The 19,725-nt window shown below is 64.6% G+C and carries 18 protein-coding genes; 12 read left to right on the forward strand and 6 right to left on the reverse strand.

Features of this window, described 5'->3' with window-relative positions; translation table 11 throughout:
- The first annotated feature begins 3 nt into the window (after positions 1-3).
- From ACX3PH_RS15055 to ACX3PH_RS15070, 4 genes are read left to right on the forward strand one after another with little or no spacing between them, the layout of a single operon-like run.
- On the forward strand, positions 4-903 hold the full coding sequence (locus tag ACX3PH_RS15055) for a F0F1 ATP synthase subunit gamma (protein WP_459093508.1): 900 nt from the start codon (positions 4-6) through the stop codon (positions 901-903).
- A gap of 25 nt (positions 904-928) precedes the next feature.
- Positions 929-2,437: a F0F1 ATP synthase subunit beta gene (gene atpD, locus ACX3PH_RS15060; protein ID WP_459093509.1), complete on the forward strand. Its 1,509-nt coding sequence runs from the start codon at positions 929-931 to the stop codon at positions 2,435-2,437.
- Between the two features lie 2 nt (positions 2,438-2,439).
- On the forward strand, positions 2,440-2,706 hold the full coding sequence (locus ACX3PH_RS15065) for a F0F1 ATP synthase subunit epsilon (RefSeq protein WP_459093510.1): 267 nt from the start codon (positions 2,440-2,442) through the stop codon (positions 2,704-2,706).
- Positions 2,707-2,743: 37 nt separating this feature from the next.
- Positions 2,744-3,508, forward strand: a complete 765-nt coding sequence (locus ACX3PH_RS15070; RefSeq protein ID WP_459093511.1) for a YaaA family protein — start codon at positions 2,744-2,746, stop codon at positions 3,506-3,508.
- 88 nt (positions 3,509-3,596) lie between these two features.
- Here the strand turns inward: ACX3PH_RS15070 and ACX3PH_RS15075 are convergent, their stop codons facing one another.
- The gene (locus ACX3PH_RS15075) at positions 3,597-4,100 is read right to left on the reverse strand and encodes a methylated-DNA--[protein]-cysteine S-methyltransferase (protein WP_459093512.1); all 504 of its coding nucleotides are present in this window, start codon (positions 4,098-4,100) and stop codon (positions 3,597-3,599) included.
- Between the two features lie 156 nt (positions 4,101-4,256).
- Between ACX3PH_RS15075 and ACX3PH_RS15080 the strand changes: the two genes are divergently transcribed.
- Positions 4,257-5,231 carry an aldo/keto reductase gene (locus tag ACX3PH_RS15080; protein ID WP_459093513.1) on the forward strand — a complete coding sequence of 325 codons (975 nt, stop codon included), beginning with the start codon at positions 4,257-4,259 and terminating at the stop codon, positions 5,229-5,231.
- 31 nt (positions 5,232-5,262) lie between these two features.
- Here the strand turns inward: ACX3PH_RS15080 and ACX3PH_RS15085 are convergent, their stop codons facing one another.
- Positions 5,263-6,162: an NADP-dependent oxidoreductase gene (locus tag ACX3PH_RS15085; protein ID WP_459093514.1), complete on the reverse strand. Its 900-nt coding sequence runs from the start codon at positions 6,160-6,162 to the stop codon at positions 5,263-5,265.
- A gap of 96 nt (positions 6,163-6,258) precedes the next feature.
- On the opposite strand from ACX3PH_RS15085, the gene ACX3PH_RS15090 reads away from it, so the two are divergent.
- Genes ACX3PH_RS15090 through ACX3PH_RS15100 form a run of 3 tightly spaced genes read left to right on the forward strand, consistent with a single transcriptional unit; the run spans position 6,259 to position 10,591 of the window.
- Positions 6,259-6,864: a TetR/AcrR family transcriptional regulator gene (locus ACX3PH_RS15090; RefSeq protein ID WP_459093515.1), complete on the forward strand. Its 606-nt coding sequence runs from the start codon at positions 6,259-6,261 to the stop codon at positions 6,862-6,864.
- On the forward strand, positions 6,864-8,597 hold the full coding sequence (locus ACX3PH_RS15095; RefSeq protein WP_459093516.1) for an ABC transporter ATP-binding protein: 1,734 nt from the start codon (positions 6,864-6,866) through the stop codon (positions 8,595-8,597). The genes ACX3PH_RS15090 and ACX3PH_RS15095 overlap by 1 nt, the downstream gene beginning before the upstream one ends.
- On the forward strand, positions 8,594-10,591 hold the full coding sequence (locus tag ACX3PH_RS15100) for an ABC transporter ATP-binding protein (RefSeq protein ID WP_459093517.1): 1,998 nt from the start codon (positions 8,594-8,596) through the stop codon (positions 10,589-10,591). The genes ACX3PH_RS15095 and ACX3PH_RS15100 overlap by 4 nt, the downstream gene beginning before the upstream one ends.
- A 187-nt stretch (positions 10,592-10,778) precedes the next feature.
- Here the strand turns inward: ACX3PH_RS15100 and ACX3PH_RS15105 are convergent, their stop codons facing one another.
- The 4 genes from ACX3PH_RS15105 to ACX3PH_RS15120 all read right to left on the reverse strand — a co-directional run bounded on the left by ACX3PH_RS15105 (position 10,779) and on the right by ACX3PH_RS15120 (position 15,176).
- Positions 10,779-11,843, reverse strand: coding sequence for a hypothetical protein (locus ACX3PH_RS15105; protein WP_459093518.1), 1,065 nt, complete (start codon positions 11,841-11,843; stop codon positions 10,779-10,781).
- Between the two features lie 74 nt (positions 11,844-11,917).
- Complete coding sequence (locus ACX3PH_RS15110; RefSeq protein WP_459093519.1) at positions 11,918-13,255, reverse strand: NAD(P)/FAD-dependent oxidoreductase; 1,338 nt, start codon at positions 13,253-13,255, stop codon at positions 11,918-11,920.
- A gap of 14 nt (positions 13,256-13,269) precedes the next feature.
- Positions 13,270-14,700, reverse strand: coding sequence for an aspartate aminotransferase family protein (locus ACX3PH_RS15115; RefSeq protein WP_459093520.1), 1,431 nt, complete (start codon positions 14,698-14,700; stop codon positions 13,270-13,272).
- Between the two features lie 2 nt (positions 14,701-14,702).
- Positions 14,703-15,176, reverse strand: a complete 474-nt coding sequence (locus tag ACX3PH_RS15120; RefSeq protein WP_459093521.1) for an Lrp/AsnC family transcriptional regulator — start codon at positions 15,174-15,176, stop codon at positions 14,703-14,705.
- A 121-nt stretch (positions 15,177-15,297) separates the two neighbouring features.
- On the opposite strand from ACX3PH_RS15120, the gene ACX3PH_RS15125 reads away from it, so the two are divergent.
- From ACX3PH_RS15125 to ACX3PH_RS15140, 4 genes are all read left to right on the forward strand, one after another.
- Positions 15,298-16,734 (forward strand): gamma-aminobutyraldehyde dehydrogenase, encoded by a 1,437-nt coding sequence (locus ACX3PH_RS15125; RefSeq protein WP_459093522.1) that lies wholly within the window; start codon positions 15,298-15,300, stop codon positions 16,732-16,734.
- Between the two features lie 39 nt (positions 16,735-16,773).
- The gene (locus tag ACX3PH_RS15130) at positions 16,774-17,313 is read left to right on the forward strand and encodes an FHA domain-containing protein (RefSeq protein WP_459093523.1); all 540 of its coding nucleotides are present in this window, start codon (positions 16,774-16,776) and stop codon (positions 17,311-17,313) included.
- 2 nt (positions 17,314-17,315) lie between these two features.
- Positions 17,316-18,107, forward strand: a complete 792-nt coding sequence (locus tag ACX3PH_RS15135; protein WP_459093524.1) for a PP2C family protein-serine/threonine phosphatase — start codon at positions 17,316-17,318, stop codon at positions 18,105-18,107.
- 195 nt (positions 18,108-18,302) lie between these two features.
- Positions 18,303-19,721, forward strand: coding sequence for a serine/threonine-protein kinase (locus ACX3PH_RS15140; RefSeq protein ID WP_459093525.1), 1,419 nt, complete (start codon positions 18,303-18,305; stop codon positions 19,719-19,721).
- Positions 19,722-19,725: the final 4 nt, after the last annotated feature.

The raw sequence follows: 19,725 nt of genomic DNA on the forward strand, positions 1-19,725 counted from the left end.
AACATGGGATCGCAACTTCGGGTCTACCGGCAGAAGATTCGTTCTGCCCAGACGACCAAGAAGATCACCCGAGCCATGGAGTTGATCGCAGCATCGCGCATCAACAAGGCGAAGGCCCGGATGGCAGCATCCGCTCCATATTCGCGCGCCATCACGCGCGCGGTATCCGCTGTCGCCACCTTCTCGAACGTCGACCACGTGCTCACCACCGAGCCGGAAACGGTCGAACGGGCAGCTGTCGTCATCTTCTCGTCCGACCGCGGACTGGCCGGCGCGTTCAACGCGAACGTGCTGCGTGAGGCTGAGGAGCTATCGACACTGCTGCGCAGCCAGGGCAAAGACGTCGTCTACTACCTGGTCGGGCGCAAGGCGGTCGGGTACTTCAACTTCCGCAAGCGCGCATCGGTCGACAACTGGGTCGGTGGAACAGACAACCCGGAGTTCGATACGGCGAAGGAGATCGGTGACGCCCTGGTGTCGTCCTTCGTGACTCCGGCGGCCGAGGGTGGTGTCGACGAGATCCATATCGTCTACAACCGCTTCGTCAGCATGCTCACGCAGACGCCGGAAGTCGTGCGGCTGCTTCCGCTCGAAGTGGTCGAGGGGATCGAGGAGCCTGAAGGCAACGAGATCTTCCCGCTGTACGAGTTCGAACCGGAGGTCGGCGATGTGCTCGACGCACTCCTGCCGGTGTACATCGAGAGCCGTATCTTCAACGCCATGCTGCAGTCGGCGACGGCCAAGCACGCCGCCACCCAGAAGGCGATGAAGTCGGCCAGCGACAATGCTGACAAGCTCATCACGGACTACACGCGCCTCGGAAACAACGCCCGCCAGTCCGAGATCACGCAGCAGATTTCAGAAATCGTGGGCGGAGCAGACGCCCTTTCAAGCTCGAAGTAAGTATCAGGAGAAACAGGGAAGCCCTATGACTACTACAACCCCAGCTTCAAAGAAGCCGGCAACCCGCAAGGCGCCGGCCAAAAAGGCCGCTGTGCCCGCGAAGCCGGTTGCCCCGGCCGCAATCGGTCGCGTCGCCCGAGTCAACGGCCCGGTCGTCGACATCGAGTTCGCACACGATGAGATCCCCGGTATCTACAACGCGCTGAAGTTGACGATCACCATCGCCGGCGAATCGCACGAGATCACCCTCGAGGTCGCACAGCACCTCGGTGACGACCTGGTTCGTGCCATCGCACTGAACCCGACCGACGGCGTCGTCCGTGGCCAGGAAGTGCGCGACACCGGCGAGCAGATCACCGTCCCGGTCGGTGATGTCACCAAGGGCAAGGTATTCAACGTCATCGGCGAGATCCTGAACGCTAAGCCCGGCGAGAAGATCGAGATCACCGAGCGCTGGCCGATCCACCGCAAGCCCCCGGCGTTCGACCAGCTCGAGTCGAAGACCGAACTGTTCGAGACCGGCATCAAGGTCATCGACCTCCTCACCCCGTACGTGCAGGGTGGAAAGATCGGCCTGTTCGGTGGTGCAGGTGTCGGCAAGACCGTGCTCATCCAGGAGATGATCCAGCGCGTCGCCCAGAACCACGGTGGTGTGTCGGTGTTCGCCGGTGTCGGTGAGCGTACCCGTGAGGGCAACGACCTCATCCACGAGATGGAAGAGGCGGGTGTCTTCGACAAGACAGCCCTCGTGTTCGGCCAGATGGACGAGCCGCCGGGAACGCGTCTTCGCGTCGCCCTGTCTGCACTGACCATGGCTGAGTACTTCCGTGACGTGCAGAAGCAGGACGTCCTGCTCTTCATCGACAACATCTTCCGCTTCACGCAGGCCGGCTCCGAAGTGTCGACCCTGCTGGGCCGCATGCCTTCTGCTGTTGGTTATCAGCCGAACCTGGCGGATGAGATGGGTATCCTCCAGGAGCGCATCACCTCGACGCGTGGTCACTCGATCACTTCGCTGCAGGCGATCTACGTTCCTGCTGACGACTACACCGACCCGGCCCCGGCGACCACCTTCGCCCACCTCGACGCCACGACTGAGCTCAGCCGTGAGATCGCGTCGAAGGGCCTGTACCCGGCCGTCGACCCGTTGACCTCGACTTCGCGCATCCTCGACCCGCGCTACCTGGGTGAGGACCACTACCGTGTGGCGACCAACGTCAAGCAGATCCTGCAGAAGAACAAGGAACTTCAGGAGATCATCGCCATCCTCGGTGTCGATGAGCTTTCCGAGGAAGACAAGATCACGGTTGCCCGTGCACGTCGCATCCAGCAGTTCCTGTCGCAGAACACCTACATGGCGAAGAAGTTCACCGGTGTCGAGGGTTCGACCGTTCCGCTCAAGGACACCATCGAGTCGTTCGACGCGATCACCCGTGGTGACTTCGACACCGTCGCAGAGCAGGCATTCTTCAACGTCGGTTCCATCTCCGACGTCGAAGAGAAGTGGGCCCAGATCCAGAAGGAGAACGGCTAGCAATGGCCGGTCTCAACGTCAGTCTCGTCTCGGCCGACCACGAAGTGTGGTCGGGCGAGGTGAAGATGGTCGTCGCCCGTACCACTGAGGGCGAGATCGGGATCCTTCCCGGCCACGAACCGATGCTGGGCATCCTGTCGACCGGTGAGGTCCGCCTGACCCTGGGCGATGGCACGACCGTGACGGCTAACGCCGATGACGGCTTCCTGTCGGTGGAGCACGACACCGTCACCATTGTGGCGCGTCACGCTGCACTGGTAGAGGGCTAAGCGCCTCCGGCGGCTTTCCGCCTTCTCTGCACGACTGATGCTTATTCTGCTGCCCCCGTCCGAGACCAAGAGGGACGGGGGAGTGGAAGGCACCGCTCTTGAGCTGGCGTCCCTGCGCTTTCCTGAGCTCGGGGCTGCTCGTCGGGCGGTCAGTGTCGAGCTGCGCAAGCTATCGGGCAACCTGACCACGATGGCGGCGGCGCTGAAGGTGGGCGCTGGCCAGCGTGATGAGCTTCTGCGCAATCGCGTGGTGCGCACGTCGCCGACCATGCCGGCGATCGATCGCTACACCGGTGTGCTCTACGACGCTCTGGGCGCCTCATCGTTGCCGGCGGATGCCCGGGACTTCGCGAGCGGTCATGTCGCCATCCACTCCGCCCTGTTCGGGCTGGTTGCCGCTGACGACCCGATACCCGCGTACCGGTTGTCCCACGACTCGCGCATGCCGACATTGTCGTTGAAAAAGGTGTGGCGTGAGCCGGTGTCCCGGGTGCTGGACGGCTACGAGGGCTTGATTCTCGACCTGCGGTCTGAGGCCTACGTGGCGCTCGGGCCGGCACCGTCCGGGCCACGCTCCTTCTACCTGCGGGTGGTCGCTGAGGGGAGCGACGGCGCCAAGCGGTCGCTCAACCATTTCAACAAGAAGGGCAAGGGCGAGTTTGTCCGCTCCGTGCTGCTGTCCGGTGTCGATCATCCGCACGTCGATTCGCTCCTCGACTGGGCGACGTCCTCCGGCCACGCTCTGGGCCCCGGCAAACCCGGCGAACTGCAGCTCGAAGTCGTGAACTCGCTGGCCGGTTGAGCCCGGTCCGAACAGGCCTGCACCACGCGTTCCCATTCCTGTTGCGCCTGGGCTGGTTTCCGGGCGGTTGCCCTGTCTGCGTGCGGGCCTAAGACCGGTGGACGATGCCCTCGTGGTCGAGGAGCCAAACCTTGGTCGGCACACCGTTCCCTCCGCTGTAGCCGGTGATCTTCCCGTTCGACGCGAGTACGCGATGGCAGGGCACGATGATCGGCAACGGGTTCGCGCCGACAGCGCCACCGACGGCGCGGCCGGCCGTCGCCCTCCCGGTTGCGGCACCCAGTTGGCCATAGGTGGTGGCCTCACCCCAGGGGACCTCTGTCAGCCCACTCCAGATCTGGCGCTGGAAGTCCGTGCCACCCGGAGCTGTCGGCAAGGCAAAGGTGCGACGCTTACCGGCGAAGTACTGCGACAACTGCTTCACCGCGCGATCGAGCACGCCGTTGCTGTTCTCGTCGAGCTCTTCCAGCGGAAGGTGGCCTTTCCGCTCGATGGTCAGCGAGGTAATCGACTTGCCGTCGCTGGTGAGTTCAAGGCGCCCGATCGGGCTGTCGACTCGACGGATGTACGTGGGGGAGGTGAGCTGTGCCATGGCTCGAGGCTAACGCCGGCAGCAGCCGGCGATTCGCCGGAGCGGTGCGGCCGGGGAGAGAGTTTCCGGTGGCGACAGTGGGGAGGAGGGGTGCGACAGTGGAGCGCGTCGGCGGGGGGCAGGTAGTGGATGCTTCGGGCGGAATAGAGTGGGTTCATGGCTGATATGGCGTACCGCAGACTCGGAAACTCAGGGCTCGTCGTGTCGACGATCGGGCTGGGATGCAACAACTTCGGTCGCGCGAAGACGCGAACCGAGACCCAGGAGGGAACGGATGAGGTGATCAGCGCCGCCATCGACGCCGGCGTGACCTTCTTCGATACGGCGGACATCTATGGCGCCGAACGCGGGCTCAGCGAAACGCTCATGGGCAACTCCCTGGCCGGCAGGCGGGATGACGTGGTGCTGGCCACCAAGTTCGGCATGGAGATGGACGGGCTCGCCGGCCCGGAATGGGAGGCGCGCGGCTCCCGCCGGTACATCCGGCGTGCCGTTGAGGCTTCCCTGCGGCGGCTCCAGACCGACTGGATCGACCTGTACCAACTGCATCAGCCCGACCCGCTCACCCCGATCGAAGAGACCCTGGCGACACTCGACGACCTCATCACCGAGGGGAAGGTCCGCTACATCGGCCACTCCAATCTCGCCGGCTGGCAGGTTGCAGAGGCCGAGTTCACCGCCCAGCTGAACGGGCATCCGAAGTTCATCTCCGCCCAGAACGAGTACAGCCTGATCGTCCGGGATGCGGAACTCGACCTGCTACCGGCCGTTCGCGCGTACGGGCTCGGCTTCCTGCCGTTCTTCCCCCTCTACAATGGATTGCTCACCGGCAAGTACCGGCGTGACTCCCAGCCGGCGGATGCTCGCATCACCGCTCAGAAGGCCCACCTCCTGGAAGATGCCCCCTGGGACGCACTGGAGGCCTACGAGGCCTTCTGCGCGGAGCGGGGAATCACGATGGTCGAGGCGACCTTCGCCTGGCTGCTCGCCCAGCCGAACCTCACCAGCGTGATCGCCGGTGCGACCAGCCGCGAGCAGGTCACCCAGAATGCGGCAGCCGGGACCGCGTGGACACCCGACGCCGGTGAGGTCGAGCAGATCGGCGGCTTCTTCGACGCGGCGGCCGATTAGCGAACTCGCGTAGCCGAGGCCAGAGTGCGGGTTATGGGACGGTGAGAACGATCTTCCCCAGACCGTGGCCGGTTTCGAGCAGCCGGTAGGCATCCTGCACCTCGGAGAGCGGGAACGTTGCGAGGATGGGGAATTGCAGTTCACCGCTTGCCGCACTGTTCGCCAGCCAGGCGAGTTCCTCTGCAGTTTTCCCGCCGCCCCCCACCGTCTGGATGCCTAGTTCACCAGAATCAGCGATCGAGTTGATGCGCTCCGGGCGGATGCCCAACTCGAGACCGAGAAGCACACTGCTGCGCCCGTGGTTGTCGAGCATGGCGGTGTAACCGTGCGGCGAGGCATCACGAAGGCGCTGCAGCTCGCCCTCACCATAGGCGACCGGAATGGCGCCGATGCTTCGGAGGAACTCATGGTTCGAGGGACTGGCCGTGGCGATCACGGTTGCCCCGGTGGCCTTGGCGAACTGCACGGCAAGCAAGCCGACGCCCCCGGCTGCAGCCGAGATGAGAACCGTGTCTTTCGGACCGAGGCCGAGGGAGTGGCTGGAGCGCAGTGCAGTATTGCCGACCAGGCCGATCCCACCGGCGACTGCCCAATCGAGCGTTGCCGGCTTGGGGGCGACCCTCTCGCCCTTGACGACGACGTACTCGGCCTGGGCCGCGAAGGAGGTCCAGCCCAGTACTTCATCACCCACCGAAACGCCCGTCACATCGTCGTCGACCTGGTCGACGATTCCGGAGAACTCTGCCCCCTGTCCACTGGGCAGTTTTCGCTCCCCATAGACCGCGCGACGGGCTTTGGAATCGTAGGGGTTGAGGCCGGCTGCCTTGACGGCGACCCGGACCTGTCCGGCATCCGCTTGCGGTTCCGGGACATCGACGACCTGGAGCACCCCGACATCGCCATGCTCGGCATACTTGACGGCTAACGACATCCTGCGACCCCCACTGTTCGGTACTGAAACACCAGTTTACCGGCGCCGCAGAGGGCTCGACTTGGGAGTGAGCGCTCACTCAGTTAGACTCGGCGGGTGAACCTTGCGACGTCGATGGCACCCTCGGGCAGGGCCCGCCCGCTTCCGGTCGATGAACGCAGGGCGATGATCATTCACGCGATCACGCCGTTGCTGCTGACGCACGGACGTGACGTGACCTCCCGCCAGTTGGCCGAAGCCGCCGGTATTGCCGAGGGCACGATCTACCGGGCGTTCGGCGACAAGGAATCGCTTATCGAGGCGGCGATCGCGCACTACCTCGACCCGGAGCCGATGCGGTTCTCGTTGCGCGCGATCGACCCGGACCTGCCGCTGGAGACCAAGATCTTCGCCATCGTCCACGTGCTGCGAGAGCGATTCAACCTGGTGTTCCGCATCATGGCGGTCCTGGGTGCGGAGCGGCCGCCGATGCCAAGCCAGCGAAAGGTCTACTCCGAGATCATCGGGCAATGCCTCGCCCCGGACCTTGCCCGGCTGAACTGGCCGCCAGAACAGGTGGGCCACGTCATCCGCCTCATCACCTTCTCCGCCGCGTTCCCACAACTCAACGACGGGGTGGAGTTCACGACGGAGCAACTCAGCGCGATCGTCTTGTACGGCGTCGCCGGAAGCGCGCCCTGCGCCCACACAGAAAGCAACTGATGCTCCTTCGCATACTCCGCAACCACCTGAAGCCCTATGGGCAGTTGCTCGTCGCGGTCGGGGTGCTGCAGCTGGCACAGTCGCTGGCCTCGCTCTACCTGCCCAGCCTGAACGCCGACGTGATCGACCAGGGTGTCGCCAAGGGCGATATCGGCTACATCATCGCCGTCGGCGGCATGATGCTCGGAGTCACGCTGCTGCAGGTGGCCTGTGCCATCGCCGCCGTCTATTTCGGCGCGCGGGTTGCCATGCTGCTGGGGCGTGACCTGCGGTCGTCGGTGTTCGCGAGAGTAAGCGAATTCTCCGAGCGTGAGGTGTCGCTGTTCGGGGCGCCATCGCTCATCACCCGCACCACCAACGACGTGCAGCAGGTGCAGATGGTCGTCTTGATGACCTGCACGCTCTTCGTTTCCGCGCCGATCCTGGCGATCGGCGGGGTGATCATGGCGCTTCAGCAGGATGTCGGCCTGTCCTGGCTGATGGCCGTCAGTATTCCGGTGCTGTTGCTCTCGATCGGGGGCATCATCATCCGCATGGTGCCGATGTTCCGCATCATGCAGGAGCGCATCGACACGGTGAACCGGGTGCTGCGGGAGCAACTCATCGGCATTCGCGTTGTGCGGGCGTTCGTCCGGGAGAAGCACGAGACGGCACGGTTCGCCACCGCGAACCGCGAATTGACGGATGTCGCCCTCGGGGTCGGGAAGCTGTTCGCGCTGATGTTCCCGGTGGTGATGCTGGTGATGAATGTGTCCAGCGTGGCCGTCATCTGGTTCGGCGGCCTTCGCGTCGCCGAAGGCGACATCGAGGTGGGGACGCTGATGGCCTTCCTGCAATACCTGATGCAGATCCTGATGGCGGTCATGATGGCCACCTTCATGGCCGTGATGCTCCCGCGCGCTGCGGTGAGCGCCGAGCGTATCGGCGAAGTGCTGGAGACCGAGACCTCGGTCGTTCCGCCGGCGAACCCGGTGACGGAGCTGGTCGAACACGGGACTGTTGAGTTGGTGGGGGCATCGTTCGCCTACCCCGGCGCAGAAAAGCCGGTGCTGCACGACCTGAACCTCAAGGTGGACAGCGGTCAGACGGTTGCCATCATCGGCAGCACCGGCGCCGGTAAGACCTCCCTGGTGAACCTCTTGCCACGGCTGTTCGATGCAACCGGCGGGCAGGTACTGGTGGACGGTGTCGACGTGCGCGACCTGGACCCCGACCTGCTGTGGAGCCGGATCGGTCTGGTACCGCAGAAGCCTTACCTCTTCTCCGGCACGGTTGCGACCAACCTCCGCTACGGGAATCCGGATGCCACGGACGACGAGCTCTGGGAGGCCCTCGAGATCGCGCAGGCGAGAAGCTTCGTCGGGGCCATGGACGGCGGACTTGACGCTGCCATTGCCCAGGGCGGAACCAACGTCTCCGGCGGGCAGCGCCAGCGCCTGGCGATAGCACGCGCGCTGGTGAAACGCGCAGAGATCTATGTCTTCGATGATTCGTTCTCGGCGCTGGATTCGGCGACGGATGCCCGGCTCAGGCAGGCCCTGCGCGTCAACGTTGCCGATGCCACCATGATCATCGTCGCGCAGCGCGTGTCAACCATCGTGGACGCGGACCAGATCGTGGTGCTCGACGATGGTGCGATCGTCGGTCGCGGAACCCATCAGGAGCTGCTTGATGGCAATGAAACCTATGCGGAGATCGTGTCGTCGCAACTGAGCGCCGAGGAAGCCCTATGAGCCAGACAGCTGTAGAAGAAACTCCTTCCGGGAAAGAGCCGGAGGCCGACGTTTCGAGCACTCGTGGCCCGGCTGTGGCCCGCGGGCAGGGACCGCACGGGATGCTCCCGCCGGAGAAGCCGCTGAACTTCTGGCCGTCGGCGAAGAGGCTGCTCTCCAAGCTGGCGCCCGAGTGGCTCTCACTGGCCTGGGTGTTCCTGCTCACGGTCGCCAGCGTGGTGTTCACGGTTATCGGCCCGAAGCTCCTCGGCGAGGGGACCACGCTCATCTTCGAGGGCGCGATTTCTGCCGGTCTGCCGGATGGCCTGAGCCAGCAGCAGATCGTGGAGGGCCTGCGCGCCCAGGGCGACAATCAGATGGCCGACCTGCTGGCTGGGATGGAGCTCACGCCCGGCGTTGGGATCGACTTCATGGCGCTCAGCACCGTGCTCTTCTGGGTGCTCGCCCTCTACATCCTGGCGTCCGTTTTCGGTTGGCTGCAGGCGTACGTCCTCAACTTCGTGGTTCAGCGGACCGTGTATCGACTGCGTGAAGACATCGAGGCGAAGATCAACCGGCTGCCGCTCGGCTACTTCGACCGGATGCAGCGGGGTGAGCTGCTGAGCCGGGTCACCAACGACATCGACAACGTCGCCCAGAGCCTGCAGCAGACACTGAGTCAGATGCTGACGTCGCTGCTGACGGTGATCGGTGTCATCGTGATGATGTTCATCGTGTCTCCATTGCTGACGGTGATCGCCCTGGTCACGATTCCGCTCACCGTGCTCATCACCGGGCTGATCGCCAAGCGTTCGCAGAAACTGTTCGTGGCGCAGTGGAAGCACACCGGCGAACTGAACTCGCAGATCGAGGAGAATTTCACCGGGCACGCCCTGGTGAAGGTGTTCGGTCGCCAGCGGGAAGTGTCGAAGGTGTTCGCGGACAAGAACGAGGAACTCTTCGCGGCCAGTTTCGGTGCCCAGTTCGTGTCCGGCATCATCATGCCGGCGATGATGTTCGTCGGAAACCTGGTTTACGTTGCGATTGCCGTGGTCGGCGGCCTGCAGGTCGCGAATGGTTCGATGCGGCTCGGTGACGTGCAGGCGTTCATCCAGTACTCCCGGCAGTTCACGCAGCCGCTCACCCAGCTGGGAAGCATGGCCAACCTGGTGCAGTCAGGTGTCGCATCCGCTGAGCGTGTCTTCGACCTGATGGATGCCGAGGAGCAGTCACCGGATGTCTCGCCCGCCCAGTCAGTCGGCGTGACGCGCGGACGGCTGGTCTTCGAGGACGTGTCGTTCCGGTACCAGCCGGATGTCCCGTTGATCGAGTCGGTGAACCTGGTGGCGGAGCCCGGTCAGACCATCGCCATCGTCGGTCCGACCGGCGCGGGCAAGACCACGCTGGTGAACCTGATGATGCGCTTCTACGAGCTCGACTCCGGGCGCATCACCCTCGATGGCGTCGACGTGGCGTCGATGACCCGTGACGACCTGCGGTCGCGCATGGGAATGGTGCTGCAGGACACCTGGCTGTTCGGTGGGACGATCAGGGACAACATCGCCTACGGTCGCACGGATGCCACGGAGGAGGAGATTCTGGACGCGGCGAGGGCCACCTATGTCGACCGGTTCGTGCACTCCCTGCCGGACGGCTACGACACGGTGCTCGACGAGGAGGCCTCGAATGTGAGCGCCGGCGAGAAGCAGTTGCTCACGATTGCGCGGGCGTTCCTGGCGAAGCCGAGTGTGCTCATCCTGGATGAGGCGACCAGTTCGGTGGACACCCGCACCGAGGTGCTGGTGCAGCGGGCCATGTCGGCGCTGAGGTCCGATCGCACCAGTTTCGTCATCGCTCACCGGTTGTCGACTATTCGTGACTCGGACCTGATCCTGGTGATGGAGGCCGGGCAGATCGTCGAGCAGGGCACCCACACGGAACTGCTGGAGGCGGATGGCGCGTACGCACGCCTCTACGAGGCCCAGTTCGCGGGGCCGGTGACCGACGAGGTGTAGCTGTTTTCAGGGGAGGCTCAGCGGTTGCTGGTGCGCACGCATCGCTGGCGCGCGTACGGATCCGCGGCGCGTGGAAAGCGGCGCGGTCCGATCCGCGGGGCGCCGGTGCATATCTGCTAGCGGCCCACCGATCGGTGCGCACCCTGCGCGAGCGGATGCGACGCGCCGCTTTCGGGGCGGGCGCGCCCTAACCGGCCTCTTCCACGCTGGCCTCGCCGCCGATGTTGAGGCCCCGCTGCAGGTCGGCGCTCACCTCGTTCAAGCCCTCAAGTTCGATCATCATGGCGTCGAACCGGTCGGAGCGTTCCTGCACGGAGGCGTAAAGGCTGTCCAGCTCGGCTTTCCGGCGCATCAACTCCTCGCGCTCTGCCTGCAACTGCCGGAACTCTTCCGGGCTGTTCGCCCGCGTGCGCGAGTTGAAATCCTCCACGTCCCGGTTCAGCGCATCGGTGCCGGCTGTATACCTGGCGTAGTCGGCCTCGATTTCGGCGCGGAGTGCATCCATTTCGGCGACCAGCTGGTCGGTGCGCGCCTTCAGCTCGACGAATACCGCATTGGCCGACGCGTGCAGCGCGGTCACGGCTGCGCGGTCGGTGAAGTACTGGGCGTAGTACTCCTCCAACTCAGTTCCGAGCTCGGCGACTTCCGTTCCCAGGATGGAATGCAACTCGTTGGCGTGCTCTCCCGGCTCGATCCGCGCGTAGATGGCCATCCGCTCGCTGAAGGCCGCATCGCTGCTGTGCTTCTCATACTCCGCCTCGAGGAGTGCCCCGAGCCGTGCTCGTTCGTCGGCTCCCATCCGGTCCCAGGCGGCATGGAGCATCTCGTGCGCTGCAGTGATCTCCTCCGTACCGTCCAGTCGCTCATCGGTGACGTCGTAGAGGTAGATGGTCTTGTTCGACGGCAGGTAGCAGCCGAGAATGCCGAAACCGTCTTCGCCCTCGTGCGTTGGGCAGGACTCGGCGAACGCCATCGATGACTCGATGCTCGGCCTGCTGGCGTAGTAGAGGAATGTGCCGTGCTCAGTGAGTCCGAGGCGCTCGACGTGCCCTTCGACGACCGGGGTCGGCTCATACTGCCAGACGGTCACCTGATCGATGATGGGTTGCGGATGCTGCACCAGGTAGATTCCGCCGAACACCGCAGCGATCGCCAGTACGGTGGAGAGCCCGCTGGCGACCATGGCACGCCGGGCACGCTTGCGGCGACCTTTCCGCACAGGAAGCAACGGCTCGGACTCGAACAGTGTCACCGGTGCCCCTCGCCTCTACGCCGATTTACAGGATACCAAGCCGCACCGACGCCCGACGCGCACGACGGGCGCGCTCAATGCCCGGTGAGAGGCGCCATGACCATCGCGGCGATGGATGGCCGCCTGGTCAGCTTCTCTTCGGTGTCGGCGATGGTCATGGCGAGCAGGCCGAGGTTGGAGCCGATGAAGCGCAGCGGCTCCGGTTCCCACGCTGGTGAGTTGTGGCCGACCCAGGGCAGTCGGGTGAGGTCGGACTCTGTTTCGGTGATGAGGTCTGCCAGGGTGCGCCCGGCCAGGTTCGTGGTGCTGAGCCCGTCCCCGACGTAGCCGCCCGCCCAGGCGAGTCCCCGTTCCGGCTCGTAGCCGACGGTGGCATGCCAGTCACGTGGTACTCCCAGGGGGCCGCCCCAGGTGTGGGTGATCGCAGCATCCGCCGTCTGCGGGAAGAACTCGATAAGCGTCTTCCGCAGGTGTTCGAAGACCCGGAGTGCCCGGTCGTATTCCGGGCGGATGCTGCTGCCCCAGTGGTACCGGGCACCCCTCCCACCGAAGGCGAACCGGTTGTCGGCCGTGCGCTGCCCGTAGACCAGCAGGTGCCGATAGTCGGCGAAGGTCTGGCCGTGTTCGATTCCGATCTCAGACCAGGCCTCGTCGGTCAGGGGTTCAGTCGCGATCATCAGCGAGTAGAGCGGCAGTACCCGTCGGTGTGTCTTGGGAAGGGAGGCGCCGTAGCCTTCGGTTGCGATCACGACCGTAGTGCAGCGAACAGTTCCCCGGGTGGTGACCACCGCGTGCGGTGAGTAGTCGAGTACTTCGGTCTGCTCGTAGATGGTCACGCCGAGCCGTTCGACCACGCTCGCGAGGCCGCGGACGAGTTTGGCGGGGTGCAGGCGTGCACAGGCTGGGTCGAGCACGTAGTCGCGGTTTTCGGACCAGCTGAGCAGGTCGACGCCATACGCAGATGCTTCCGCGATGTCGGCCTCGGCGCGGGTGCGCTGGGCGTCCGAGTGCACGAAGGTCAGCGTGCCACCTCGGGCGAAGTCGCAGTCGATGCCGTTCTCGGCGGTGACCCGGCCGACCTCATCGACCGTCTCCACCATCGCCCGCCGCATCCGGATGGCAGCGTCTCGGCCGTGGCGGCGTTCCAGTCCCGTTGTCGAGGTCGGGAACAGCGCGGAACACCAACCGCCGTTGCGGCCGGACGCCCCGAAACCGGCGATCTCCTTCTCCAGGATGACGATGTTCAGCGATGGGTCACGCCTGGCCAGGTAGTAGGCGGTCCACAGCCCGGTGAGCCCACCGCCGACGATCGCTATGTCGGCGGTGAGGTCACCAGGTAACGGGGTGCGCGGCGACAGGTCGCCCGGCACGGTGTCATGCCAATACGACAGTGACCGGTACTGGTCACCCACGCTGCGTGCCTCGGTCAGAGCCGGGACCACGCCTCGGTCAGCACACCGCGCAGGATGCCTTCGATCTCGTCGAATTCGGCCGGCCCGATGGTCAGTGGTGGCGCCAGCTGGATCACGGGGTCTCCACGGTCATCCGCCCGGCAGTACAGGCCGGCGTCGTAGAGGGCCTTCGACAGGAAGCCGCGGAGCAGGCGCTCCGATTCCTCGTCGGTGAAGGTCTCCTTGGTCGCCTTGTCCTTGACGAGTTCGATACCGAAGAAGTAACCGTCACCGCGCACGTCTCCGACGATCGGCAGGTCGAGCAGCTTCTCGAGGGTCGCCCGGAAGATCGGCGAGTTCTCGCGAACCCGTTCGTTCAGCTTTTCCTCGGCCATGATGTCGAGGTTCTCGAGCGCGACGGCAGACGACACCGGATGCCCGCCCCAGGTGTAGCCGTGGTAGAACGTCGTGTCGCCGTGCTTGAACGGCTCGTAGATCCGCTCATTGATGATGGTCGCGCCGGCGGGGGAGTAGCCGCTGGTGAGTCCCTTCGCGCAGGTGATCATGTCCGGAACGAACCCGTAGGTCGTCGACGCGAACGTGTTGCCGATGCGGCCGAACCCGGTGATGACCTCGTCAGCGACGAGCAGTACGTCGTACTTGTCGCAGATCTCGCGAACGCGCTGGAAGTAGCCGGGGGGCGGTGGGAAGCATCCGCCGCTGTTCTGCACCGGCTCCAGGAACACCGCGGCGACCGTCTCCGGGCCTTCGAACAGGATCATCTCTTCGATGCGGTTGGCCGCCCACAGCCCGAAGTGCTCGAGCGAGCCCTTGTCACTCGAGGTGTCGAACCCCATCTCGGCGGCGCGGTAGTAGTTCGTGTTCGGCACCCGGAAGCCTCCGGGGGTAACTGGTTCGAACATCTCCTTCATCCCGGGAATGCCGGTGATCGCCAGCGCTCCCTGTGGCGTGCCGTGATAGGCGATCGCGCGGGAGATGACCTTGTGCTTGGTGGGCCTGCCCTGGAGCTTCCAGAAGTACTTCGCCAGCTTGAACGCGGTCTCGTTGGCTTCACCGCCGCCCGAGGAGAAGAACACGCGGTTCAGGTCGCCGGGGGCCTCCGCGGCCAACCGGTCGGCGAGTTCGATGGCGGTCGGATGCGCGTACGACCAGGTGGGGAAGAACGCCAGCTGCTCCGCCTGCCTGGCTGCCGCCTCGGCGAGGCGTTTGCGGCCATGTCCCACGTTGACGACGAAGAGGCCGCTGAGCCCGTCGAAGTACTTCTTGCCCCGGCTGTCCCAGACGTGGTGGCCTTCACCGCGCACGATGATGGGAACGCCGTGGCCGTCTTCCATGACGGACTGCCTGGACATTGCCATCCAGAGGTGGTCTTTCGCCTTCTGCTGGAGTACCGCATCCGTGGCGTCGCTACCGGACGGGGTGACTGCTTGTTCTGTGATTGTCATGGTTATCGTGTTCCCCAGTTGTAGAACTGTTTCTCGAGTTTCAGGTAAACGAACGTTTCGGTCGATTGCACGCCCGGTATCCCGCGGATTTCCTTGTTGAGCAGGTCAATGAGGTGCTCGTCGTCTTCGCACACCACCTCGGCGAGGACGTCGAAGTTGCCTGCCGTCATCACCAGGTAGTCCACCGCCGGGATGCGTGCCAGGCGTTCGATGACGTCGGTCGTGTCTCCGGATACGCGGATACCGACCATCGCCTGTCGATAGAAGCCCAGCTGCATCGGGTCGGTTACCGCGACCACCTGCATGACCCCGGATTCGGTGAGTCGCTGCACGCGTTGGCGTACTGCGGCTTCGCTCAGCCCGACCGCCTTGCCGATTTCGGCGTACGACCGTCGGCCATCCACCTGCAGCTGTTCGATGATCGCTTTCGAGATATCGTCCAGCTGATTGTGCTTGGCCTTGGGAACCGGTGTCATATTCCGATTCTGTCAGTGAAATGATATTCAGACAAGTGATTCCGCACGCTCACAGCTGATATTCAACGAAATCAGTGGTCGCGGTAGTGCGCCGCGAGTACAAGCTGGCTATCGTGGATGGATGAGCGAACGCGAACTCCAGAACTTCGTGGGCGGCGACTACGTCGATTCCACGTCCGATTCTTCTTTCCCCGTCATCGATCCGGCCACCGAGCAGGTCTATGCGTCCTCGCCGGTGTCGAATGCCGCCGACGTCGACAACGCCTACCGTGCCGCTGAGGCGGCATTCGACGGGTGGCGCGAGACCACGCCTTCCGAGCGCCAGCTCGCCCTGTTCCGGATAGCGGATGCGATCCAGGCCCGGGCAGAGGAATTCGCGGATGCCGAATCCCAGGACACCGGGAAGCCACGCGCCACCCTGGTCGACGACGAGATCATGCTGTCGGTCGACCAGATCCGCTTCTTCGCCGGGGCGGCGCGCAACCTCGAGGGCAAGTCCGCCGGTGAGTACCTGAAAGACCACACCTCCTTCATCCGGCGAGAACCGATCGGTGTTGTCGGGCAGGTGACCCCCTGGAACTATCCGCTGAACATGGCCGTATGGAAGTTCGCCCCCGCGCTCGCGGCCGGGAACACCACCGTGCTCAAGCCGAGCGACACCACCCCGCTGTCCACTCTGCTGCTCGCCGAGGTCGCCGCCGAGTTCCTGCCGCCAGGCGTGCTGAACGTGATCACCGGCGACCGCACGACCGGTGCCGCGATGATCGAGCACAAGACGCCGCAGCTGGTTTCGATCACGGGCTCCGTGCGAGCCGGCATGGAGGTGGCGAGGGCGGCGTCGGCCGATCTGAAAAGGGTGCATCTTGAGCTGGGAGGCAAGGCCCCGGTCATCGTCTTCGAGGATGCCGACATCCAGAAGGCTGTGGAAGGCATCACGGCGGCCGGATACTTCAACGCCGGACAGGACTGCACCGCGGCAACCCGGCTGCTCGTGCAGGAGGGCATCCACGACGAGTTCGTGGCGGCGCTCGCTGCCTACGCGCGTGACAACGCGAAGACCGGGGCGCCCGGCGACTCCGGCATTCTGTTCGGTCCACTCAACAATGCCGGGCAATTCGAGCGTGTCTCCGGAATGATCGACGCCCTTCCCGACCACGCCAACCTGGAGCTGGGCGGAAAACGACAGGGCACGAACGGGTACTACCTGGAGGCCACCATCGTCTCCAACCTGCGGCAGGACGACAACGCAGTGCAGAACGAGATCTTCGGGCCGGTGATCACCGTGCAGAAGTTCAGCGACGAAGCACAAGCGCTCGCCTGGGCGAACGACGTTCAATACGGATTGGCGTCGTCGGTCTGGACCCGCGACCACGGTCGTGCCATGCGCTGCGCCAAGAACCTGGACTTCGGATGCGTGTGGATCAACACCCATATCCCCATCGTTGCCGAAATGCCCCACGGTGGGTTCAAGCATTCGGGTTACGGCAAGGACCTGTCCCAATACGGCTTCGAGGACTACACCCGCATCAAGCACGTCATGTCGTTCATCGGGGCATAATCCGGCCGGATACTCCGGCACTGTCGCTAGGCTTGCCCTGTGGAGCAAGATCTTGATGACACCGTCATCAAGCCACCGCGCCCGCTGGACCATCGCCTTCCCGACGAGAGCGACACCTTTGTGCGGATGCGACATCCCGCCCAGGAGGGGGTCGACCGATCCTCGTCTCTCGGCTCAGAGCCACGGCACGGTTCGGCCGATTACGGCTTCGTCGTCAATTCGCACCAGCCGATCGGACTCGACCGGCCGGCGTACCTTGGCCGCAAGCCGAGCGCTCCGCGGATCACGACCGGCAGCACTCCGCGCCTGGTGCGCGTCCCGTCACCGCTCGGCGAGGTTTCCAGCACCCACCTCGAACTGCGCCAGGTGGGTACCGTGGTGATCGCGACCGACCTGGGGTCGACGAACGGAACCCAGGTGCGGCAGCCGGGCTCAGCACCGATCCGGTTACGCCAAAGCGAATCCGTCGTCGTCACTCCGGGGTCCGTGATAGAAATCGGCGATGGCAACGTGATCGAAATCCATTCACTGAGGCGGTCCTACCCGCCCGATCCCCACCCTGGAGCAACACACTCGTGACCGTGATCGGACAGAGTACGACCAACCACACCGTCAAGGTGCCGGGTGCAGAGCGTCCGGCGGTGCTGTCCTGGGGGCTCGACACCCACACCGGCTACCGGCGCAGGCACAACGAGGACAGCCTGGTGGCGAAGCCGCCGATCTTCGCCGTCGCCGACGGTATGGGGGGCCACTCAGCCGGAGACGTGGCAAGCAAGGCGGTTGTCACGCGGCTCGGCGAGGCTGCGGAGGGTGAGGTCACCACCGCAGAGATCATCGACGCTGCGCTGAAAGCCGCCACCGGCGACATCTCCCTCGCAGCCGATCATTCGCACCTCGGCGTTGGCACGACAGTGACCGGCGCGGCGCTGATGGCGAAGGGGGGAGTGCCGCACTGGGCCATCTTCAACGTCGGCGACTCCCGGGTCTATCTCAGTGAGAACCGGAAGTTGAACCAGGTGACCGTGGATCACTCGGTCGTCCAGGAACTCGTCGATGCGGGCATGATCAGCGCGGGCGAGGCTGAACAGCATCCCGACAGCAACATCATCACGCGTGCGGTCGGGTTCAACGCCGATCCGGTCACCGATTACTGGCTGATCCCGCTGCGCAAGGGCATGCGGTTGCTTCTGTGCTCCGACGGCTTGACCAAAGAGGTTGCCTTCGAGCAATTGGAACAGCACCTGGCGGCTGGACACCCCCCGGACCGGACCGCGTCGCTGCTCGTCGACGCCGCCCTGGCCGCCGGCGGTCGCGATAATGTGACGGTGCTCATCGTCGATGTGGTCGAAGGTCCGACCGGCGACGACGAGTGACCCACTCTTTGCTGGCATGATTCCGGCTGTCCATGTCCCCAGATTGGGGGGTGAGGGATACCCTGCGGTGTTGGTGAACATCCGCTATATGGCGATGCGCGATGCTTAGAATGAAGGGCGACGGGGGCGATTGCACAGCGTCAATCGCGCTGTCTGTTGAGGCGGCCGGAACGAGAGAGTAACTCTGGGGGGAACATGGTCAGAAGACTGCCGTCGCAGCCTCCCGTGTTGCCCGGGTTCTCGCACATCCACATTCTCGGATCCGGCGGATTCGCCGACGTCTTCCTGTACGAGCAGAACATGCCCAGGCGCCAGGTGGCAGTCAAGGTGATGCTCAGCGAGATCGTCAACGACCAGGTGCGCCAGATGTTCCAGGCCGAAGCGAACCTGATGGCCCAGTTGAGCGCTCATCCCTCCATCCTCACGGTGTACCAGGCGAGCGTCTCATCGGACGGACGCCCGTACCTGGTGATGGAGATGTGCTCTTCCGCCCTGAGCGAGCGCTATCGCCGAGAGCGGGTTCCGGTTCCCGAAGTGCTGAAGATCGCGGTCAAGATCGGAAGCGCGGTCGAGACCGCTCATCGCGCCGGGGTGCTCCATCGCGACATCAAGCCGTCCAATATTCTCCTGACCGCCTACGGGCATCCGGTGTTGTCCGACTTCGGCATCGCAGCGACGCTGAGCGAGGCCGAGAACCAGGAGTCGGTGGGGATGTCCATACCGTGGACCGCCCCCGAGGTGCTGCTGGATGAGACGCCCGGAACGGTGCAGAGCGAAGTCTGGTCGTTCGCGGCGACCGTGTACTCGTTGCTGGCCGGCAGATCGCCGTTCGAGGTGCCGGGGTCGCCGAACAAGTCCACCGACCTCATCAACCGGATCAGCCAGGCGAAAATGCAACCGATCGGCCGGCCGGATGTTCCTGCCAGCATCGAGCGCATCCTCAAGAGGGCCATGTCGCGGAACCCGGCCTCCCGGCCGGACAGCGTGCTCGAGGTGGTGCGCGAGTTGCAGTCGATCGAGACGGAACTCGGGCTCGCGCAGACACCGATCGAGGTCGCGATGGATGATTGGGCGCTCGCGACCGTCGCCGATCTTGAAGACCGCACTCGGGTTCGCGGGGTTGCCGGCGCGGTGACCGGAAGCGGCAAGCGCCGACGTCGTCGATCGCGCCAGGATGCGAGCTTCGCACCCATCGGAACCGTTCACCGTCCGACGGAGGGCGGGGCAAGCACCGTATCCCGCATCGTCACGCACCCTAAGGGCATCAAGCTCCTGGCCTGGGGCATGGTGGTCATCGCACTCCTGGTGCTCGCTCTCGGCATCACGGCGACGTTCGTGCTCATCCAGTCCGGGACCTCGACGATTCCGACTGTCCAGGGCATTCAGGCCAGTCAGTCCGAGGACTCGATCGAGTTCAGCTGGGAGGACCCGGGAATCGCCGCGGACGACCTGTACCAGATCACGACGCCGGATGGGACGCTCAGTCCGCAGAAGGCGCCATCCTTCGTGGTCGACGCGCAGCCGGGAGACCGTGTCTGCATCACCGTCAGCGTCAACCGTTCCGGTACGACGGGTCCCGCGAGCAGCCAAAAATGCGTCGTCTTCTCGGAGTGATCGA

The organism is Homoserinimonas sp. A520 (assembly GCF_054489245.1).